The sequence below is a fragment of the Pseudomonas sp. JE3303 genome (genome assembly GCF_056312565.1).
Genome location: NZ_JBWGIF010000002.1, coordinates 28,135 through 43,814, shown reverse-complemented (window position 1 = coordinate 43,814; position 15,680 = coordinate 28,135). Strand labels below are relative to the sequence as shown.

Here is a 15,680-nt window from a genome sequence, read left to right as displayed (position 1 = left end):
TTCGCGGTATACAGCGCAGGTCCGAGCCGTTAACGTAAAGCAAAGCCGTTTATAGAGGAAGGACTCGTGGAACTCTCGCTCTTGGTTTGGTTGTTGCCGACCCTGGCCCTCGTCGTGGGCGTGGTCATCGGTTTCGTGGTTGCCCGCGTGCTGCCCAACGCGGCACCGAGCAGCACACAGCGCCAGCTGGATGACATCCAGCAGCGTTTCGACAGTTATCAGAATGAGGTGGTCACCCACTTCAACAGCACCGCTTCGCTGGTCAAGAGGCTCACCCAGAGCTATCAGGATGTCCAGGATCACCTGGCCGACGGCGCCAACCGCCTGGCGCTCGACGAGCTGACCCGCCAGCGCCTGCTGGCTTCGTTGCATTCCGATGCAGCGCAGGGCCCGCGTGACCGCCTGACGCCACCCAAGGACACCGCCGAAGTGCCACGCGACTACGCACCAAAGTCGCCGAACTCGCCAGGCATGCTTGATGAGCAGTATGGGCTGAAGCGCTAAACGTCTTTGTGTGTGTGTAGGAGCGGCCTGGTGTCGCGAAGCGGCCGCTTCGCGACACAAGGCCGCTCCTACATCAAGGCGGTGTGTTGAGGGCCTGGTCGATATCGGCGATCAGGTCGTCAATATCCTCCAGCCCTACCGAAATCCTTACCAATCCCTCCGAAATACCATGCTCCGCACGCTCCTGCGGGCTGTAGGCGGAATGCGTCATGCTCGCGGGATGCTGGGCCAGTGATTCTGCATCCCCCAGGCTGACCGCCCGGCTGAACAGCTTCAGCGCATTCATGAAACGCCTCCCCGCCCCTATGCCGCCCTTGAGCTCGAAGGCAATCATCCCGCCAGGCAGCCGCATCTGCCGCTGCGCCAGCTCGTACTGTGGAAAACTGGACAACCCTGGATAGTGGATCAGCTCGACCAGGGGGTGACTCTCGATGAATTCGGCGACCTGCTGGGCGTTCGCGCAATGACGGTCCATCCGCAGCGACAGGGTCTTGATACCGCGCATGAGCAGCGAGGCGTCCTGGGGCGATAACACCGCGCCAGTCATGTCCTTCAGCCCTTGCAGGCGAATGCGGTCCACGAGTGTCTTGCGCCCTACCACCAACCCCGCGGTGATATCCCCATGCCCACTCAGGTACTTGGTCGCCGAGTGCACCACGAGGTCCGCTCCTATCTCCAGGGGGCGTTGCAGGTACGGCGTGCAGTAGGTGTTGTCGACTACGACCAGGATGCCGTGCTCACGGGCCATGTGGCTCACCGCGGCAATATCCACCAGCTGCATGTCAGGGTTGGATGGGGTTTCGAAATAGATCATGCGGGTCGCCGGGCTGATCGCGCCGCGCAAGGCCAGGGCATCGTTCAGGTCTACGTGACGGACTTTTATGCCAAACTCGGCGATGCCGTGGTGCAGGAAACCAAAGGTGCATCCGTATACCGTCCGGCCAACGATCAACTCGTCGCCAGGTCGCAGCAGGGTCCACATCGTCGAAGTGATGGCGCCCATGCCGGAAGCCAATGCCAGGCCCGCCTCCCCGCCTTCCAGCGAGGCCATGCGCGTTTCGAGCAAGGCAAGGGTCGGATTCGAAATGCGGCTGTAGACGTGCCCCTCCGCCTCGCCGGCAAAGCAGGCGGCGCCGTACTCGACGGTGGGAAATGCATAGGTCGCTGTCTGGTAGACAGGTGGCACCAGAGCGCCTTGATGGGACTGAGGATCGTAGCCGTGATGAATGGCCCGCGTGGAAAAACCGCAGCGGTTGTCAGCATCGCTCATGGCCTCATGCCTCCAGTCGTTTGTTATAAGCTTATGCCACGGGAGTGATCCGCGCGCTCAACAGACGACTGAAGGTGTGAGGGGGAATTCGCTCCCGGAAAGGCACAGCGGCCTTTGACCGGCACGAAACCCCTTGCCGGCTTACTGAGCCTGTACTTTTTCCAGCACTTCGATCCGTGCGTTCAGCTCACGCACCGACTCGATCAATGGGGCGACCAGCTTCTGGTAGTCCACTGTCAGCAGGCCTTGTTTCTCGTGGACCACTTGCGGGTATACCTTCTGCACGTCCTGGGCGATCAGGCCGACGTCTTCGCGGCCGGAGTCTTTCCAGGTGAACTGAACACCGTTGAGTTGCATCAGTTGCTGCGTCGAGCCTTCCAGCGGCTTGACCGAGCTCTTCAGGCTCTTGTCGCTGAACGGGCAGCATTGCCCGCCAGCGTCGCCCGCGATTGCTGGAATTGCCACGAAAGCCAGGGTTGCAGCTACCAGGGTCTTGCCAAACGTCATTGCCTTACTCCACTTTCTTGTTTTGTACGAAATGTACCGTGCAAGTGTAAGTTCGGCAGTTCCACGCACTATCGGCATTGGCAGAGCCCCTACAGCGAAAATGCCATAGTCAGCGCCGGATTTTTCCGAGAGCAGCAATGTGGCTGTTTAGCGGCCATGAAAAAACCCGCCAGGCTCATCGCCGTGGCGGGTTTTTCGCTCAAGCAGAACGCTTAGATCGCGCCACGCGTGCGCAGCAGTTCCAGCACCTGCCTGACGCCCTCTTCCACGCTCGAGTTCTGGGTGTCGATCACCAGATCGGCATCCAGCGGCACGTCGTACGGGAAGCCTTCACCCGGGATGTTGTCGCCACCGGCGGCATACAGGCCCTGCGGGTCGCGCTCGCGGCAGACCAGCGGTGAAGCCTGGACGTAGACGGTCAGCAGACGTTCCTTGCCGATCAGCGCCTTGGCCTGCTCACGGCCTTCGGCATCTGGAGCCACGAACGCAGCCAGCGTCAGCAGGCCGGCTTCGTTGAACTGGCGCGCCACATGGGCGGCGCGGCGCCAGTTCTCGGTACGGCCGGTGCGGTCCTGAGGCAGTCCCTTGTTCAGGTCGTGGCGCAGGTTCTGACCGTCGAGGACATAAACCGCACGGCCCAGGTCGAACAGCTTGCGCTCCACGGCGTAGGCCAGGGTGCTCTTGCCAGCCCCCGACAGGCCGCTGAACAGCACGGTGGCCGGTTGCTGGCCAAGACGCAGCGCGCGCTCTTCGGTGGAGACGTGGCACAGGCTGCCGTGCTGGCTGGCGGTGCCATGCGGCAATACCGGCGGCGCGATGATCATGCCGGCGCCGACAGTGCCGTTGGTGAGGCGATCGATCACGATGAAGGCGCCGGTAGTACGGTTGCTTTCGTAACCATCCAGAGCGATCGAGGCATCGAGCGCGACCTTGACCCGGCCGATCTCGTTGAGCTGCAAGGCGCTGGCCGCACCCAGCTCAAGGGTGTTCACATCGACCTTGTGGGTGATGCTGGCGATCGAGCCTGGCACATAGCTGGTGGCACGCTTGATGTCGTACTTCTTGCCGGGAAGCATCGGCTCCTCGGACATCCACACCAGCATGGCGTCGAACTGATCGGTCACCGGTGGGACGTTGTCGGCATGCACCAGCAAGTCGCCACGGGAGATGTCGATCTCGTCTTCCATGGTCAGGGTCACGGCCTGGCCTGGGCCGGCGTGCTCCAGCTCACCTTCGTAGGTGACGATGGACTTGACCCGGCTGCTCTTGCCCGACGGCAGCACGACGACTTCGTCGCCCTTGTGCACGACGCCGCTGGCCAGGGTGCCGGCAAAGCCACGGAAGTTCAGGTTCGGGCGGTTGACGTACTGCACCGGGAAGCGCAGGTCGGTGAAGTTGCGGTCGGCCGCGACTTCGACGGTTTCCAGGATCTCCATCAAGGCAGGGCCGGTGTACCACGGCGAACGCTCGCTGCGGTTGACCACGTTGTCGCCCTTGAGCGCCGACATTGGCACGAAGTGCAGGCTGCTCGGCGCCAGGTTGATGGCTTCGGCGAATTTCAGGTAGTCAGCCTTGATCGACTCGAAGACCTGCTCGTCAAAGCCCTTGAGGTCCATCTTGTTGATGGCCACGACGATGTGCTTGATGCCCAGCAACGAGGCGATGTAGCTGTGCCGGCGGGTCTGGGTCTGGACGCCGTAGCGGGCATCGACAAGGATGATCGCCAGGTCGCAGGTCGAGGCACCAGTGGCCATGTTGCGGGTGTACTGCTCGTGACCCGGAGTGTCGGCAATGATGAACTTGCGCTTGGCGGTCGAGAAGTAGCGATAGGCGACATCGATGGTGATGCCCTGCTCGCGCTCGGCCTGCAGGCCGTCGACCAGCAGCGCCAGGTCGACTTCCTCACCGGTGGTGCCGGACTTCTTCGAATCACGGGTGATGGCTTCGAGGTGGTCCTCGTAGATCATCTTCGAGTCGTGCAGCAGGCGCCCGATCAGGGTGCTCTTGCCGTCATCAACGTTGCCGCAGGTCAGGAAGCGCAGCAGTTCCTTGCGCTCGTGCTGGGCCAGGTAGGCGAGGATATCCTCGCTGATCAGATCAGATTGGTGCGACATGGAGTAACCCTGAAATTAGAAGTAGCCCTGGCGTTTCTTGTCTTCCATGGAACCGGCGCCATCGTGGTCGATGACACGGCCCTGACGTTCGGACGTTCGCGTCAGGAGCATTTCCTGGATGATGTCCGTCAGGGTCTCGGCTTCGGACTCGACGGCGCCCGTCAACGGGTAGCAGCCGAGGGTACGGAAACGCACCTTCTTCTTGACGATGCGCGCCTTGTCCTCGTCGGAAAGGTGCTCGAGGATGCGATCATCGTCGATCATGATCAGGGTGCCGTTCTTCTCGATGACTTCACGCTCGGCGGCGAAGTACAGGGGGACGATCGGGATGCCTTCCAGGTAGATGTACTGCCAGATGTCCAGCTCGGTCCAGTTCGACAGGGGGAAGACGCGGATCGATTCGCCCTTGTTGACCTTGCCGTTGTACACGTTCCACAACTCGGGACGCTGGTTCTTCGGGTCCCAGCGGTGCTTGCTGTCGCGGAAGGAGTAGACACGTTCCTTGGCGCGGGACTTCTCTTCGTCGCGGCGCGCGCCGCCGAAGGCTGCGTCGAAGCCGTGCTTGTCCAGCGCCTGCTTCAGGCCCTGGGTCTTCATGATGTCGGTGTGCTTGGAGCTGCCGTGGGTGAACGGGTTGATGCCCTGCGCCACACCTTCCGGGTTGACGTGGGTGATCAGTTCGAGACCCATTTCCTCGACCATCTTGTCGCGGAAGCTGTACATCTCCTGGAATTTCCACTGGGTGTCGACGTGCATCACGGGAAACGGCAGTTTGCCCGGGAAGAAGGCCTTGCGCGCCAGGTGCAGCATCACGGCGGAATCCTTGCCGATCGAGTACAGCATGACCGGGTTGTCGAACTCAGCGGCCACCTCGCGGATGATGTGGATGCTTTCCGCCTCCAGCTGTTTCAAGTGCGTCAGTTTGTCGACCATGGCTACTCACGAAAAACGATCTTATGGACGGCCAGCGGGCCGTGTTCGAGCGAGCCACTTTATCACAGCGACACATTCTATTTAGACGCCGGGCTAGAACGAAACAATCTAAGAATATGCCTGTGTGTTTGGCGCCTTCAGATCGGATTCGGACAATCGATGAACAGGTGCTCCAGCGCAAAATGCCGCGCCAGGTAGTCACCCAGTGCCTGGACACCGTAGCGCTCGGTAGCGTGATGGCCGGCCGCAATGAAACTGATGCCGTTTTCCCGGGCACTGTGATAGGTCTGCTCAGAGGCCTCGCCGCTGATGAACAGGTCGACACCCGCGGCGATCGCCTGATCGATGTACCCCTGGCCACCTCCGGTGCACCAGCCAACCCGGCGGATCACCTGGTCGCCTTCGATGAGCAACGGTTCACGCCCCATCACTTCCTGTACACGCCGGGCGAAATCACGCGCCGACATCGGTTCGGCCAGGGAGCCGACCAGGCCGACCACCCGCGGGTCGCTGGGGGCCAAGGGGCCTTCCACGGTGATATCCAGCTGGCGGGCAAGCTGCACGTTGTTGCCCACCTCAGGGTGCAGGTCCAGCGGCAAGTGGAAGGCCAGCAGACTGACATCGTGCTTGAGCAGGGTCTTGAGGCGGCGCTGCTTCATGCCGGTGATACAGGGGTTTTCGCCCTTCCAGAAATAACCGTGATGCACCAGCACCAGGTCGGCCTCGGCTTCGACCGCCGCGTCCAGCAAAGCCTGGCTCGCGGTCACACCGCTGACGATGCGGCTGACGTGGGGGCGGCCCTCGACCTGCAGGCCGTTAGGGCAGTAATCCTGGATTTTCGAGCTCGACAGGTAGCGCTCGGCCTCCTCAACCAGGGTGCTCAGGGCAACGGCCATGAAAAGTCTCCTCAAATCAGCGGTTTTGCCGGGCATCAAGGCCCGTATAATGGCGGCCATTATGGGCCGTCGCAGGTTCGGGGGAAACCTGCGGCAGTCACCGGGGAGCATCGCCGACCAGCCTGTTTCGCAGTATGATCGCGCGCGCTCGCACCCCGGGTCGCACTGATGCGGCCCCTTCCCACTTCCAGGATTCGTTCAATGCACAAGGCTTTGCGTTACTTTGGCTGGCCACTGCTGACCGGCGTACTGATCGCCATGCTGGTGATCCAGCGCTTCCCGCAATGGGTCGGCCTGCCCAGCCAGGACGTCAACCTGCAGCAGGCGCCGCAAACCACTCGCATCATGCAAGGCCCGGTGTCCTACGCCGACGCCGTGGCCATTGCCGCGCCCGCCGTGGCCAACCTGTACACCACCAAGGTGGTCAACAAGGCTGCCCACCCGCTCTTCGAAGACCCGCAGTTCCGGCGCTTCTTCGGCGACAACCTGCCCAAGCAGCGTCGCTGGGAGTCGAGCCTGGGCTCCGCGGTGATCATGAGCCCGGAAGGCTACCTGCTGACCAACAACCACGTGACTTCGGGTGCCGACCAGATCGTGGTCGCGCTCAAGGACGGCCGCGAGACCCTGGCGCGGGTGATCGGCAGCGACCCCGAGACCGACCTCGCGGTGCTGAAGATCGACCTGAAGGACCTGCCGGCAATCACCATCGGCCGCTCAGACAATATCCATATCGGCGACGTCGCGCTGGCCATCGGCAACCCCTTCGGCGTCGGCCAGACTGTCACCATGGGCATCATCAGTGCCACTGGCCGCAACCAGCTTGGCCTGAACAACTACGAAGACTTCATCCAGACCGACGCGGCGATCAACCCGGGCAACTCCGGCGGTGCGCTGGTGGATGCCAGCGGCAACCTCACTGGCATCAACACCGCGATCTTCTCCAAGTCAGGGGGCTCGCAAGGCATCGGCTTCGCCATCCCGACCAAGCTGGCGCTCGAGGTGATGAAATCGATCATCGAGCACGGCCAGGTGATCCGCGGCTGGCTGGGCATCGAGGTGCAGCCGCTAAGCCAGGACCTGGCCGAATCGTTCGGCATGCAGGGCCGTCCGGGCATCGTGGTGGCGGGGATCTTCCGCGACGGTCCGGCGCAGAAGGCCGGGCTGCAGCTGGGTGATGTGATCATGGCGATCAATGGCGAACCCGCCGGCGACGGCCGCCGGTCGATGAACCAGGTGGCGCGGATCAAGCCGAACGAGAAGATCAGCATCGAGGTGATGCGCAATGGCAAGCAGCTGAAGATGGTCGCCGAGGTGGGCCTGCGTCCGCCACCGGCGCCGGTGGTGAGCAAGGAAGAGAAGTAATACTGGGCAGTGGGGGGGGGCGCCTTGCGCCCCATCGCGGGACTAGCCCGCTCCCACAGGCGCCCCCTCGCGTGACTAGCCCGCTCCCGCAGGCGCCTTCCCCACAAGCGCCCCCGGATGCATCAATGCAGGATCTGGCTCAGGAACAGTTTCGTCCGCTCGTTCCTCGGCCGGTCGAAGAAGTCATCCGGCGCCGCCTGCTCGACGATCTCGCCCTTGTCCATGAAGATCACCCGGTTCGCCACGGTCCGGGCGAAGCCCATCTCGTGGGTCACGCAGAGCATGGTCATGCCGTCCTCGGCCAGGCTGACCATCGTGTCGAGCACTTCCTTGACCATCTCCGGATCGAGCGCCGAGGTCGGTTCGTCGAACAGCATGATCTTGGGCTTCATGCACAGGGCGCGGGCAATCGCCACGCGCTGCTGCTGGCCTCCGGACAACTGCCCCGGAAACTTGTTGGCCTGCTCCGGAATCCGCACCCGCTCAAGATAGTGCATGGCAATTTCCTCGGCCTTGCGCTTGGGCAGCTTGCGCACCCACATCGGGGCCAGGGTGCAGTTTTCCAGGATGGTCAGGTGCGGGAAGAGGTTGAAGTGCTGGAACACCATGCCCACCTCGCGGCGGATCGCCTCGATCTGCTTGAGGTCATTGGTCAGCTCGACCCCATCGACCACGATGCGCCCCTGCTGATGCTCCTCAAGCCGGTTCAGGCAGCGGATGGTGGTCGACTTGCCCGAGCCCGAGGGCCCGCACAGGACGATACGCTCACCCTGGCGCACGTTGAGATTGATGTCCTTGAGCACGTGGAACTGGCCGTACCACTTGTTCACGCCCTGCATCTGGATAATGCCTTCAGGGCCCACAGGCTGCTTGATCGCTTCACTCATCTCGAACACTCCTAACGCTTGTGGCCTGTGTCCAGCTTGCGCTCCAGATGCATGGAGTAGCGGGACATACCGAAACAGAAAATCCAGAACACCAGGGCCGCGAACACGTAGCCCTCGGTTGCCATGCCCAGCCAGGCCGGGTCAGCCGCTGCCTGCTTGACACTGTTGAGCAGGTCGAACAGGCCGATGATGATCACCAGGCTGGTGTCCTTGAACAGTGCAATGAAGGTGTTGACGATGCCGGGAATCACCAGCTTCAGGGCTTGCGGCAAGACCACCAGGCCCATCGAGCGCCAGTACCCCAGGCCCATGGCCGCAGCCGCTTCGTACTGACCCTTGGGAATGGCCTGCAGACCGCCCCGCACCACTTCGGCGATATAGGCCGACTGGAACAGGATCACCCCGATCATCGCCCGCAGTAGCTTGTCGAAGCTCATGCCCTCGGGCAGGAACAGCGGCAGCATCACCGAGGACATGAACAGCACGGTGATCAGCGGCACGCCTCGCCAGAACTCGATGAAGGTCACGCAGACCACCTTCACCGCTGGCATGTTCGAGCGCCGCCCCAGTGCCAGCAGAATCCCCAGTGGCAAGGCGCCGACGATGCCAACGGTGGCGATCACCAGGGTCAGCATCAGCCCGCCCCACTGGCTGGTGGGTACCGTTGCCAGGCCCAGATGCCCGCCGTGCAGCAGGGTGTAGGCAAGGATCGGGTACAACACCAGGAAACCCAGCCCGTAGACAGCCTTGCGCGGCATACGCGGGATGAAAAGCGGCGCAGCGCCGACCACCGCCAGCCACACGGTCAGGTCGACCCGCCAGCGCAGCTCGGTTGGGTAGTAGCCATACATGAACTGGCCGAAGCGCTGCTGGATGAACACCCAGCAAGCGCCTTCCTTGGTGCAGTCGGCGCGTGTCGTGCCGACCCAGTTGGCGTCGAAGATCGACCACTGCAACAGCGGCGGCACGACCAGCCAGACCAGGTAAACGGCAAGCAGGGTCAGCAGGGTGTTGAGCCAGCTGGAAAACAGGTTGGCGCGCATCCACGCCAGCACGCCCACGGCTTTGGCCGGTGGCGGCATGTCAGGTTTGAAAACATGTGCATTCATGCGCGAATCCTCACCGCTCGATCAGCGCTATGCGCTTGTTGTACCAGTTCATCAGCAGCGAAATGCTGATGCTGATCGCCAGGTAGACGCTCATGGTGATGGCGATCACCTCGATGGCCTGGCCGGTCTGGTTGAGCACGGTCCCGGCGAACAGCGAGACCATTTCCGGATAGCCGATGCCCGCCGCCAGCGATGAGTTTTTCGCAAGGTTCAGATACTGGCTGGTGAGCGGCGGAATGATCACCCGCAGCGCCTGGGGAATGATCACCTTGCGCAAGGTCGGCCCTTCACGCAGGCCCAGGGAACGAGCGGCCTCGGTCTGCCCATGGCTGACCGAACGGATGCCCGAGCGCACGATCTCGGCGATAAAGGCCGCGGTATAGATCGTCAGCGCCAGGGTCAGAGCCAGCAGCTCGGGAATCAGCACCCAGCCGCCGGTGAAGTTGAAGCCCTTGAGCTGCGGCGTCTCCCAGGTCACCGGGCTGCCGAACAGCAGCACGCACAGGCCAGGAATACCGATAAACAGCGCAAGGCCCACCCATGCCTTGTGGAAGGGCTGGCCGGTTTCCTCGAAACGGCGGTTGGCCAGGCGCACCATCAGCACGATCGCCAGCACTGCCAGCACCAGGCCCAGCACGAACGGCCAGAAGCCCTCGGCCATGTTGGCGCCAGGCATGTTCAGGCCACGGTTGCTGATGAAGAAGGAGTCGCCGATGTTGATGCTGCCCCGCGGTCCCGGCAGGGTCAGGAAGACCGCGAAGTACCAGAACAGGATCTGCAGCAATGGCGGGATGTTACGGAAGATCTCAACGTAGACCGTCGCCAGCTTGTTGATCATCCAGTTGGGCGACAGACGCGCCACACCGATGACGAAGCCCAGCAGCGTAGCCAGTATGACCCCGATGAAGGTGACCAGCAGGGTATTGAGCAGGCCGATGACAAACACCCGGGCATAGCTGTCGGACTCGGTGTAGTCGATCAGGTGCTGGGCGATGCCGAAGCCGGCGCTGCGCTCGAGAAAGTCGAAACCGGAGGTGATGCCCCGGTGTTGCAGGTTGGTCTGGGTGTTGTGGAACAGGTACCAGCCCAGGCCGACCACGAAGGCCACCGTCAGGATCTGGAACAGCCACGCGCGCACACGTGGATCACTCAGGGAAAACCCCTTGGGTGCGCCGATTTGATTTTGCATGAAATGCCCCGGTAGAAAGGGAACCGAACACCTTGCGGCGGCCTTCGCCACCGCAAGGTGCAGCCATCAGCGCACCGGTGGTGCGTACTGGATGCCGCCGTTGTTCCACAGCGCGTTCAGGCCGCGGTCGATCTGCAGCGGGGTTTCCTTGCCCAGGTTCTTCTCGAAGACTTCGCCGTAGTTGCCGACCTGCTTGACGATCTGCACGACCCAGTCCTTCGGCAGTTTCAGGTCCTTGCCGTACTCGCCATCGGCGCCCAGCATGCGGGCCACGTCAGGGTTCTTGGTGCCCTTGGCCTCGGACTCGACGTTTTTCGAGGTGACGCCCATTTCCTCGGCATTGAGCATGGCGTAGAGCGTCCACTTGACAATGCTGAACCACTCTTCGTCGCCCTTGCGCACCACCGGGCCCAGGGGCTCCTTGGAGATGGTTTCGGGCAGCACGACATACTCGGTCGGCGCAGCCAGCTTGGAGCGCTGTGCGTACAGCTGCGACTTGTCGGAGGTCAGCACGTCGCAACGGCCGGATTCCAGCGACTTGGCGCTTTCATCGGAGGTGTCGAAGGTGATCGGCGTGTACTTCAGCCCATTGGCCCGGAAGTAGTCGGAGACGTTGAGCTCGGTGGTGGTGCCGGCCTGGATGCAGATGGTCGCGCCATCGAGTTCCTTGGCGCTGGAAACGCCGAGCTTCTTGTTGACCAGGAAGCCGATGCCGTCGTAGTAGGTCACGCCGGCGAACACCAGGCCCATGCCGGCATCTCGCGAGCTGGTCCAGGTCGTGTTGCGGGACAGGACGTCGACTTCGCCCGACTGCAGCGCGGTGAAGCGTTCCTTGGCGTTGAGCTGGCTGAACTTGATCTTGGTCGCGTCGCCGAACACGGCGGCGGCCACGGCGCGGCAGACGTCGGCGTCGATGCCGACGATGTTGCCCTTGGCATCCGGGACCGAGAAGCCCGGCAAGCCATCACTCACGCCACACTGGACAAATCCTTTCTTCTTGACTGCATCCAGGGTTGCTCCTGCCTGGGCCAGGCCGGTGGCGCCGAGGGCGGTTGCAGCGGCCAGCACTGCCAGGGTGGATTTCAGAAACTTCATTCACAACCTCCAATCGCTCTTGTTGTACGAGCCGGAATTGCACCGCACCCTTATGAGGCGCACCCGACCCCTTGTTGGCTTGTTTTTGGGTCAATTGGCGCAATGGGCCGTTCTGTGACAGCCTTCACCGGTGCGAAGGGTGTTACCGTCGCAACCGCTTTCCTTTGCATCGAGTTGTGAATAAGCAAAGCGCGTACCACAGTTGCAGGCTTAAGCGATTAAGCGACAGTCAAGTAGGAAAAGTTTTAGAGTTGCGACATCTATTTCTGAGATTTCCATGCAACGCCACATTTCCATGCACTCAATAAGACCGTGCGCACTCATACGGAGCAGTCATGACCAACCCGCTGATTCTCGAACCGCAGAAAACCGCTGATGCCTGTGTGATCTGGTTGCATGGCCTTGGCGCGGACCGTTACGACTTCCTACCGGTGGCAGAAGCGTTGCAGGAGCATCTGGTCAGCACCCGCTTCATCATGCCCCAGGCGCCGACCCGCGCCGTGACGATCAATGGCGGCTACGCCATGCCCAGCTGGTACGACATCAAGGCCATGAGCCCCGCGCGCGCCATCGACCAGGACCAGCTCGAAGAGTCTGCAGACCAGGTCATCGCACTGATCGAGGCCGAGCGCGCCAAGGGCATCGACCTGGCGCGCATCGTTCTGGCCGGGTTTTCCCAAGGTGGCGCAGTGGTGCTGCACACTGCCTATATAAAGTGGCAGGAAGCGCTCGGTGGGGTGCTCGCGCTGTCCACCTATGCCCCCACCTTTGCCGAGGACATCGAGCTGACCGCTTGCCAGCAGCGCACGCCCGCGCTTTGCCTGCATGGCGTGCATGACCAGGTGGTGATTCCGTCGATGGGCCGCACGGCCTACGAGCACCTCAAGCAATGGGGCGTTACCGTCGACTGGCTGGAGTACCCCATGGAACACGAGGTGGTGCAGCAGGAAATCAGCGATGTCTACCACTGGCTCAGCGAACGCCTGCGCTGAAACGCCGCTGATGTAGCTGCTCGAGCATTCCACTACGCCGCGCCCGATTCTTGCATTACACTGCCCGGCGTACATTCCTTAATCAATTGATGAGATGACCGTGCTCAAGGCACTCAAGAAAATATTCGGCAAAAGCGAGGGTGAGCCACAGGCCCCCGAGCCCATTGCCAGCGTGACACCGCCCGCCGCCCCTGCCCGCCCTGCCCCCGCTCCGGCCTTGGCCCCAGCCCCGATCCAGGCCGAAGCAGTCGCCGCGCCCTCTCCTGCTGTAGTGGAAACACCGGTTGCCGATCAACCGGCTGCCGCAAGACCCACAGCCGAAAAACCGCGCCGCGAGCGCAAGCCCAAGCCACAGGCGTCGCTGTGGAAGCTCGAGGACTTCGTGGTCGAGCCGCAGGAAGGCAAGACCCGCTTCCACGACTTCAAGCTCTCGCCCGAAGTGATGCACGCCATCCATGACCTGGGCTTTCCTTATTGCACCCCGATCCAGGCCGAAGTGCTGGGCTACACCCTGCGCGGCCAGGACGCCATCGGCCGGGCCCAGACCGGCACGGGCAAGACCGCGGCCTTCCTGATCTCGATCATTTCCCAGCTGCAACAGACGCCGCCGCCCAAGGAACGCTTCATGGGCGAGCCGCGCGCGCTGATCATCGCCCCGACCCGTGAGCTGGTGGTGCAGATCGCCAAGGACGCCGAGGCCCTGACCCGATACACCGGCCTCAACGTGATGAGCTTTGTGGGCGGCATGGACTTCGACAAGCAGCTCAAGTCACTGGAAGCGCGTCACTGCGACATCCTGGTCGCCACCCCGGGCCGCCTGCTGGACTTCAACCAGCGCGGCGAGGTGCACCTGGACATGGTCGAGGTGATGGTGCTCGACGAAGCCGACCGCATGCTCGACATGGGCTTCATCCCGCAGGTACGGCAGATCATCCGCCAGACCCCGCCCAAGAGCGAACGCCAGACATTGCTGTTCTCCGCCACGTTCACCGATGACGTGATGAACCTCGCCAAGCAGTGGACCACCGACCCTGCCATCGTCGAGATCGAGCCCGAGAACGTCGCCAGCGACAGCGTCGAGCAGCACGTCTATGCCGTGGCCGGCAGCGACAAGTACAAGCTGCTGTACAACCTGGTGACCATCAACAAGTGGGAACGGGTCATGGTCTTTGCCAACCGCAAGGACGAAGTCCGGCGCATCGAAGAGCGCCTGGTGCGCGATGGCGTCAACGCCGCGCAGCTGTCGGGCGATGTGCCGCAGCACAAGCGCATCCGCACGCTGGAAGCGTTCCGTGAAGGGCGTATCACCGTGCTGGTGGCAACCGACGTGGCCGGCCGGGGGATTCACATCGATGGCATCAGCCACGTGATCAACTTCACCCTGCCCGAAGATCCGGACGATTACGTACACCGTATCGGCCGTACCGGCCGTGCCGGGAGCAGCGGCGTGTCGATCAGCTTTGCCGGCGAGGACGATTCCTACCAGCTGCCAGGCATCGAAGCGCTGCTAGGGCGCAAGATCGCCTGCGAAATGCCCCCGGACGAGTTGATCAAGCCGGTGCCGCGCAAGCATAGCTAGTCCTCACGGGCCTTCACATGGTGTAGGAGCGAATCGGCACCACCGAACCACGGCGGGCACTTACCAGCGCCCCGCCGCCTCCTGGTCACTTGCCTTGCCCTCAACCCACCTCGGCCCGTCCCCCGTCGTCTCCTTCTTCCAGAACGGCGCCCGGGTCTTCAGGTAGTCCATGATGAAATTGCAGGCATCGAACGCCGCCTGCCGATGGGCACTGGCCACCCCGACGAACACGATCGGTTCGCCCGGTTCGAGGGCGCCGATGCGGTGCAGCACTTCGACCTTGAGCAGCGGCCAGCGGCCATTGGCCTCATCGACGATCTTGCCCAGCGCCTTTTCCGTCATCCCCGGATAATGCTCCAGGAGCATCCCGGCCACCTCGCGGCCATCATTGAAATCGCGCACGTAGCCGACAAAGCCGACCACCGCCCCCACACCGACATTGGCGGCATGCATGGCATTGACCTCATGCCCCGGATCAAACTGCTCCTGCTGCACACGAACGCTCATCTCAACCCCCGGTCACAGGCGGGAAGAACGCCACTTCGTCGCCTTCGGCCACAGGCTCGTCAAGCTTGCACAGGTCCTGGTTACGGGCGCACATAAGGTTCTGTTCCGCGAGCAGCGCGTACTTGCCCCCACGGGCCAGCAACGCCTGGCGGACGTCGTCGAGCTTGAGAAAATCACCGGCAAGCGCCTCACCATCCTGCCCCAGCGCCTCGCGGTAACGGGCGAAATACACCACCTGGATGTTCATCGTGCCTGCACCTGATAGTCGCCGCTCTTGCCGCCTGTCTTTTCCAGCAAGCGCACCTGCTCGATGACCATGCCCTTGTCGACGGCCTTGCACATGTCGTAGATCGTCAGCGCGGCGACACTCGCGGCCGTCAGTGCCTCCATCTCCACGCCGGTCTGCCCGGCGAGCTTGCAACGGGCGACGATGTGCACGCAGTCGCTGCCCTCGGCGCTGAGCTCGACCTTGACGCTGGTGAGCATCAGCGGATGGCACAGCGGGATCAGGTCGCTGGTCTTCTTCGCCGCCTGGATACCGGCGATGCGCGCCACGGCGAACACATCACCCTTGGGGTGTTCCCCGTCGACAATCATCTGCAAGGTCGGCGGCAACATGCGCACCCGCGCTTCGGCTACCGCCTCGCGCTGGGTCACGGCTTTTTCGGTGACGTCGACCATCGTGGCGCGCCCCTGGGAATCGAGATGAGTCAGCACAGCTTTCCTCCTGTTCAGG

Annotated in this window: 16 protein-coding genes; 4 read left to right on the top strand and 12 right to left on the bottom strand. The window is 62.6% G+C overall.

Annotated elements, in window-relative coordinates; genetic code table 11:
• Positions 1-66 precede the first annotated feature (66 nt).
• Positions 67-504, top strand: a complete 438-nt coding sequence (locus tag AC0ZZU_RS03620; protein WP_476339197.1) for a Z-ring associated ZapG family protein — start codon at positions 67-69, stop codon at positions 502-504.
• Between the two features lie 73 nt (positions 505-577).
• Here the strand turns inward: AC0ZZU_RS03620 and AC0ZZU_RS03615 are convergent, their stop codons facing one another.
• The 5 genes from AC0ZZU_RS03615 to AC0ZZU_RS03595 all read right to left on the bottom strand — a co-directional run bounded on the left by AC0ZZU_RS03615 (position 578) and on the right by AC0ZZU_RS03595 (position 6,224).
• On the bottom strand, positions 578-1,774 hold the full coding sequence (locus AC0ZZU_RS03615) for a methionine gamma-lyase (protein ID WP_476339195.1): 1,197 nt from the start codon (positions 1,772-1,774) through the stop codon (positions 578-580).
• Between the two features lie 141 nt (positions 1,775-1,915).
• Positions 1,916-2,281 (bottom strand): tail fiber domain-containing protein, encoded by a 366-nt coding sequence (locus tag AC0ZZU_RS03610; RefSeq protein WP_476339193.1) that lies wholly within the window; start codon positions 2,279-2,281, stop codon positions 1,916-1,918.
• A 212-nt stretch (positions 2,282-2,493) separates the two neighbouring features.
• Positions 2,494-4,395 carry a sulfate adenylyltransferase subunit CysN gene (cysN, locus tag AC0ZZU_RS03605; protein WP_476339191.1) on the bottom strand — a complete coding sequence of 634 codons (1,902 nt, stop codon included), beginning with the start codon at positions 4,393-4,395 and terminating at the stop codon, positions 2,494-2,496.
• Positions 4,396-4,410: 15 nt separating this feature from the next.
• Positions 4,411-5,328, bottom strand: coding sequence for a sulfate adenylyltransferase subunit CysD (gene cysD / locus AC0ZZU_RS03600; RefSeq protein ID WP_158459931.1), 918 nt, complete (start codon positions 5,326-5,328; stop codon positions 4,411-4,413).
• A gap of 137 nt (positions 5,329-5,465) precedes the next feature.
• Positions 5,466-6,224, bottom strand: a complete 759-nt coding sequence (locus AC0ZZU_RS03595) for a Nif3-like dinuclear metal center hexameric protein (protein WP_476339189.1) — start codon at positions 6,222-6,224, stop codon at positions 5,466-5,468.
• A 201-nt stretch (positions 6,225-6,425) separates the two neighbouring features.
• Between AC0ZZU_RS03595 and algW the strand changes: the two genes are divergently transcribed.
• Positions 6,426-7,586: a Do family serine endopeptidase AlgW gene (gene algW / locus AC0ZZU_RS03590; protein ID WP_476339187.1), complete on the top strand. Its 1,161-nt coding sequence runs from the start codon at positions 6,426-6,428 to the stop codon at positions 7,584-7,586.
• 122 nt (positions 7,587-7,708) lie between these two features.
• On the opposite strand, the gene AC0ZZU_RS03585 is transcribed toward algW, so the two are convergent.
• The 4 genes from AC0ZZU_RS03585 to AC0ZZU_RS03570 all read right to left on the bottom strand — a co-directional run bounded on the left by AC0ZZU_RS03585 (position 7,709) and on the right by AC0ZZU_RS03570 (position 11,866).
• Positions 7,709-8,473, bottom strand: a complete 765-nt coding sequence (locus tag AC0ZZU_RS03585) for an amino acid ABC transporter ATP-binding protein (protein WP_476339185.1) — start codon at positions 8,471-8,473, stop codon at positions 7,709-7,711.
• A gap of 11 nt (positions 8,474-8,484) precedes the next feature.
• Positions 8,485-9,582, bottom strand: a complete 1,098-nt coding sequence (locus AC0ZZU_RS03580; RefSeq protein WP_476339183.1) for an amino acid ABC transporter permease — start codon at positions 9,580-9,582, stop codon at positions 8,485-8,487.
• A 10-nt stretch (positions 9,583-9,592) separates the two neighbouring features.
• Positions 9,593-10,771 (bottom strand): amino acid ABC transporter permease, encoded by a 1,179-nt coding sequence (locus AC0ZZU_RS03575; protein ID WP_476339181.1) that lies wholly within the window; start codon positions 10,769-10,771, stop codon positions 9,593-9,595.
• A gap of 66 nt (positions 10,772-10,837) precedes the next feature.
• Positions 10,838-11,866, bottom strand: a complete 1,029-nt coding sequence (locus AC0ZZU_RS03570; RefSeq protein WP_476339179.1) for an amino acid ABC transporter substrate-binding protein — start codon at positions 11,864-11,866, stop codon at positions 10,838-10,840.
• Between the two features lie 335 nt (positions 11,867-12,201).
• Between AC0ZZU_RS03570 and AC0ZZU_RS03565 the strand changes: the two genes are divergently transcribed.
• Both AC0ZZU_RS03565 and rhlB read left to right on the top strand, forming a co-directional pair.
• Positions 12,202-12,858, top strand: a complete 657-nt coding sequence (locus AC0ZZU_RS03565; RefSeq protein ID WP_476339177.1) for an alpha/beta hydrolase — start codon at positions 12,202-12,204, stop codon at positions 12,856-12,858.
• A 100-nt stretch (positions 12,859-12,958) separates the two neighbouring features.
• The gene (rhlB, locus tag AC0ZZU_RS03560; RefSeq protein ID WP_476339175.1) at positions 12,959-14,437 is read left to right on the top strand and encodes an ATP-dependent RNA helicase RhlB; all 1,479 of its coding nucleotides are present in this window, start codon (positions 12,959-12,961) and stop codon (positions 14,435-14,437) included.
• A 60-nt stretch (positions 14,438-14,497) separates the two neighbouring features.
• Here the strand turns inward: rhlB and moaE are convergent, their stop codons facing one another.
• Genes moaE through moaC form a run of 3 tightly spaced genes read right to left on the bottom strand, consistent with a single transcriptional unit; the run spans position 14,498 to position 15,661 of the window.
• The gene (gene moaE / locus AC0ZZU_RS03555) at positions 14,498-14,944 is read right to left on the bottom strand and encodes a molybdopterin synthase catalytic subunit MoaE (protein ID WP_476339173.1); all 447 of its coding nucleotides are present in this window, start codon (positions 14,942-14,944) and stop codon (positions 14,498-14,500) included.
• Position 14,945: 1 nt separating this feature from the next.
• Entirely contained in the window at positions 14,946-15,191 is a 246-nt protein-coding gene (locus AC0ZZU_RS03550) for a MoaD/ThiS family protein (protein WP_476339171.1), read from the bottom strand.
• Positions 15,188-15,661, bottom strand: a complete 474-nt coding sequence (moaC, locus tag AC0ZZU_RS03545) for a cyclic pyranopterin monophosphate synthase MoaC (RefSeq protein ID WP_158459920.1) — start codon at positions 15,659-15,661, stop codon at positions 15,188-15,190. Before moaC ends, AC0ZZU_RS03550 begins: the two co-directional genes overlap by 4 nt.
• Positions 15,662-15,680: the final 19 nt, after the last annotated feature.

Coding starts and splice junctions, on each gene's coding strand:
- cysD (WP_158459931.1), bottom strand. CDS start 5,328: ATGGTCGACAAACTGACGCACTTGAAACAGCTGGAGGCGGAAAGCATC.
- AC0ZZU_RS03595 (WP_476339189.1), bottom strand. CDS start 6,224: ATGGCCGTTGCCCTGAGCACCCTGGTTGAGGAGGCCGAGCGCTACCTG.
- AC0ZZU_RS03580 (WP_476339183.1), bottom strand. CDS start 9,582: ATGAATGCACATGTTTTCAAACCTGACATGCCGCCACCGGCCAAAGCC.
- AC0ZZU_RS03585 (WP_476339185.1), bottom strand. CDS start 8,473: ATGAGTGAAGCGATCAAGCAGCCTGTGGGCCCTGAAGGCATTATCCAG.
- AC0ZZU_RS03610 (WP_476339193.1), bottom strand. CDS start 2,281: ATGACGTTTGGCAAGACCCTGGTAGCTGCAACCCTGGCTTTCGTGGCA.
- cysN (WP_476339191.1), bottom strand. CDS start 4,395: ATGTCGCACCAATCTGATCTGATCAGCGAGGATATCCTCGCCTACCTG.
- AC0ZZU_RS03575 (WP_476339181.1), bottom strand. CDS start 10,771: ATGCAAAATCAAATCGGCGCACCCAAGGGGTTTTCCCTGAGTGATCCA.
- moaE (WP_476339173.1), bottom strand. CDS start 14,944: ATGAGCGTTCGTGTGCAGCAGGAGCAGTTTGATCCGGGGCATGAGGTC.
- algW (WP_476339187.1), top strand. CDS start 6,426: ATGCACAAGGCTTTGCGTTACTTTGGCTGGCCACTGCTGACCGGCGTA.
- AC0ZZU_RS03565 (WP_476339177.1), top strand. CDS start 12,202: ATGACCAACCCGCTGATTCTCGAACCGCAGAAAACCGCTGATGCCTGT.
- AC0ZZU_RS03570 (WP_476339179.1), bottom strand. CDS start 11,866: ATGAAGTTTCTGAAATCCACCCTGGCAGTGCTGGCCGCTGCAACCGCC.
- AC0ZZU_RS03615 (WP_476339195.1), bottom strand. CDS start 1,774: ATGAGCGATGCTGACAACCGCTGCGGTTTTTCCACGCGGGCCATTCAT.
- AC0ZZU_RS03550 (WP_476339171.1), bottom strand. CDS start 15,191: ATGAACATCCAGGTGGTGTATTTCGCCCGTTACCGCGAGGCGCTGGGG.